The sequence below is a fragment of the Agrobacterium sp. genome (assembly GCF_032092815.1).
Lineage (GTDB): Bacteria > Pseudomonadota > Alphaproteobacteria > Rhizobiales > Rhizobiaceae > Agrobacterium.
Map to the genome: position 1 here is coordinate 1 of NZ_DAMDBP010000072.1, position 3,264 is coordinate 3,264.

Here is a 3,264-nt window from a genome sequence, read left to right on the forward strand (position 1 = left end):
AAAGGTCCTTGTCCATCGGCTTGCCGGGATGGATCTTGTTCTTGATGCCGTCGAGACCAGCCATCAGCATGGCCGCAAAGCCGAGGTAAGGGTTCTGGGTTGGGTCCGGGAAGCGGACTTCAACGCGCTTTGCCTTCGGGTTGGAGCCGAATGGAATACGGCACGAAGCAGAACGGTTACGGGCAGAGTAAGCCAGAAGAACAGGCGCTTCATAACCTGGAACCAGACGCTTGTAGGAGTTGGTTGTCGGGTTGGTGAAGGCGTTGATGGCCTTTGCGTGCTTGATGATACCGCCGATGTAATACAGGCAGGTTTCAGACAGGCCTGCATATTCATCGCCAGCGAAGGTTGGCTTGCCGCCCTTCCAGATGGACTGGTGAACGTGCATGCCCGAACCGTTGTCGCCGAAGATCGGCTTTGGCATGAAGGTTGCGGTCTTGCCGTAAGCGTTGGCAACCTGGTGCACAACATACTTGTAGATCTGCATCTTGTCGGCGCTGTGAACCAGCGTGTCGAACTTCACACCCAGCTCGTGCTGGGCAGAGGCCACTTCGTGGTGATGCTTTTCAACGACAACGCCCATTTCGGCCAGAACCGTGAGCATTTCGGAACGCATGTCCTGCAGGCTGTCGATTGGCGGAACTGGGAAGTAACCACCCTTGACGCGCGGACGGTGACCGAGGTTGCCGGTCTCGTAATCGGTGTCGTCGTTGGACGGCAGTTCGGTGGAGTCCAGCTTGAAACCGGTGTTGTACGGATCAGCCTTGTACTTCACGTCGTCGAAGACGAAGAATTCTGGCTCAGGACCAACAAATACGGTGTCGCCGATACCGGACGCCTTGAGGTAGGCTTCAGCCTTCTTGGCTGTGCCGCGCGGGTCACGGTTGTAGGATTCACCGGAAACCGGGTCGAGAATGTCGCAAAGGATGACCATGGTGGACTGCGCGAAGAACGGGTCCATATGAACTGTTGCCGGATCTGGCATCAGCACCATGTCGGACTCGTTGATGGCCTTCCAGCCAGCGATGGACGAGCCGTCGAACATGACGCCGTCGGCGAACATGTCTTCGTCCACACAGACTACGTCCATGGTGACGTGTTGCAGCTTTCCCTTCGGGTCCGTGAAGCGCAGGTCAACGAACTTAACGTCATTATCCTTGATTTGCTTCAAGATATCATTTGCAGTCGTCATTGAGGGTGTTCCTTGAGTGTGTGATGACGAGGTGGCGATTTACCTGAGCCGGTTTCCTGACTCAGGTGTTTTTTATATGGCGTCAACGCCCGTTTCACCTGTCCGGATACGGATGACTTCTTCCACATTGGAAACGAAAATCTTGCCGTCACCAATGCGGCCAGTCTGTGCCGCGTTTCGTATTGCTTCGATCACTGCATCTGCATTTTCGTCGGCCAAAACGACTTCGACTTTTACCTTCGGCAAAAAGTCCACGACGTATTCAGCCCCGCGATAAAGTTCCGTGTGGCCTTTTTGGCGACCGAAGCCCTTCGCTTCAGTTACAGTTATTCCCTGAAGACCGACTTCCTGAAGGGCTTCCTTCACTTCGTCGAGCTTGAAAGGCTTAATGATCGCTTCGATCTTTTTCATTTGAAAATTTCTCTCCGCTTCTCCCGTTAAAGCAGGGTCTGCCCGCTTCCCGAACAGAATGCACATAGCATGCCAAATTGAAACGAAGATTTTGCATTTTTTCTCAAAAAAGCATCTCCCTTATGTTGTTTGATCGGATTTGGCGCCATGAACAGTACTGTTTTGCGAAAAATTGGCGTTGGTGTGTGCCAATATTTCTCATTTTACGCGTGTTTCTCATCCGGTTTACACTTCGCTAACTGACGGTCGTTGATGCATATAAAATATTCAAATGACTATATATTGTGCATTCATCTCTGCCTTATTTATGAGCGTTGCTTTGCCCGGCAAATTGCTATCAATATGAAACATGAAATTTTCGCGTGAACATTTCCTCTTTACGCCATCCGCCATGGCGCAGGTCGATATTGATGCTGCCAAAAGCGGTCTGTGGTCCTTTGCACTGATGCAGCGGGCAGGGCAGGCGATTGCTGCTTGCGCCCTCAAACATTACCCGCAGGCGCTTCGCCACATCGTGTTATGTGGCCCCGGCAACAATGGCGGTGACGGTTACATTGCAGCCGCCGCCCTTGCCGAGAGCGGTGTCGATCCGCTGGTCTACCATCTGGTTGATCCAGAAGACCTTAGTGGTGATGCACGACGGGCCATGGAGGGCTGCACCATCAAGGGGCAGGCGCTGGCAGAGTACACACCGCAACCGGGTGACGTGATTATCGATGCGCTGTTTGGTGCTGGCCTGTCACGGCCTGTGCCTGATGCTGTGGCGACGTTGTTTGAGGTGATCAACGGGCTTGATATCCATGTGATTGCTGCCGATCTGCCATCGGGCCTCTGTGGCCGGCGTGGGGTGGTGCTGGGGGCGACGTTGAAGGCTGACCGCACGGTCACCTTCATGGCGCTGAAACCCGGCCATCTGTTGTTGCCGGGCCGTGAACTCTGTGGCGAAGTCGAAGTCTATGACATCGGCATTCCGCTGCGTATTCTTGAAGACAATGCCGAAGAACTGGCGCAGAACGACCCGCTGTTCTGGCAGGATCATCTGGCGCAGGTCACGGCCGCCTCCCACAAGTTCACACGCGGTCATCTCACCGTGTTTTCCGGCCCGGCCCATGCCACGGGGGCAGCCCGTCTGTCGGCGGTTGCGGGCCTCAAGGCAGGTGCCGGACTGGTGACGGTTGCCGGATCAGCCGAGGCGCTGCCCGTGCTGGCGACGACGCTAACGGCGGTGATGCTTTCCGAGGTCGACACGGTGGCGCAGTTGAAGGCGTGGCTTGACGACAAAAGACATGCTGCCTTCGTCATCGGCCCCGGTTTTTCCGATCTGGAAAAGGTCCGCCAGTTTGTGCCTGAATTGGCCGATAAGGCGCTGGTGCTGGATGCCGATGCCATCACCGCCTTTCGTGACAGCCGGGATGTGCTGTTTTCCTGTTTTGCTGCGCACAAGGCCGAGCGCGTGCTGACACCGCATGCCGGTGAGTTTGCCCGGTTGTTTCCAGACATTGCCGCGGATGCCAATCTCAGCAAGGTGGAAAAGGCGCGTGCGGCCGCAGCGCTTTGCCACGCGGCGATCATCTACAAGGGGGCTGATACGGTGATTGCCGCACCGGATGGCCGCGCGCTGATCAACACCAATGCGCCACCAAACCTTGCCATAGCCGGAT

General features: G+C 55.5%; 3 protein-coding genes. 1 reads left to right on the forward strand and 2 read right to left on the reverse strand.

Annotation, left to right across the window (positions count from 1 at the left end; all coding sequences use genetic code 11):
* The coding region (glnA, locus tag RT613_RS22800) for a type I glutamate--ammonia ligase (protein ID WP_313618657.1) at positions 1–1,192 on the reverse strand (1,192 nt) is incomplete at its 3' end.
* Between the two features lie 72 nt (positions 1,193–1,264).
* Positions 1,265–1,603 carry a P-II family nitrogen regulator gene (locus RT613_RS22805; RefSeq protein ID WP_007753933.1) on the reverse strand — a complete coding sequence of 113 codons (339 nt, stop codon included), beginning with the start codon at positions 1,601–1,603 and terminating at the stop codon, positions 1,265–1,267.
* Positions 1,604–1,952: 349 nt separating this feature from the next.
* Here RT613_RS22805 and RT613_RS22810 point away from each other — a divergent pair.
* On the forward strand, positions 1,953–3,264 hold a 1,312-nt coding region (locus RT613_RS22810), incomplete at its 3' end, for an NAD(P)H-hydrate epimerase (protein ID WP_313618658.1).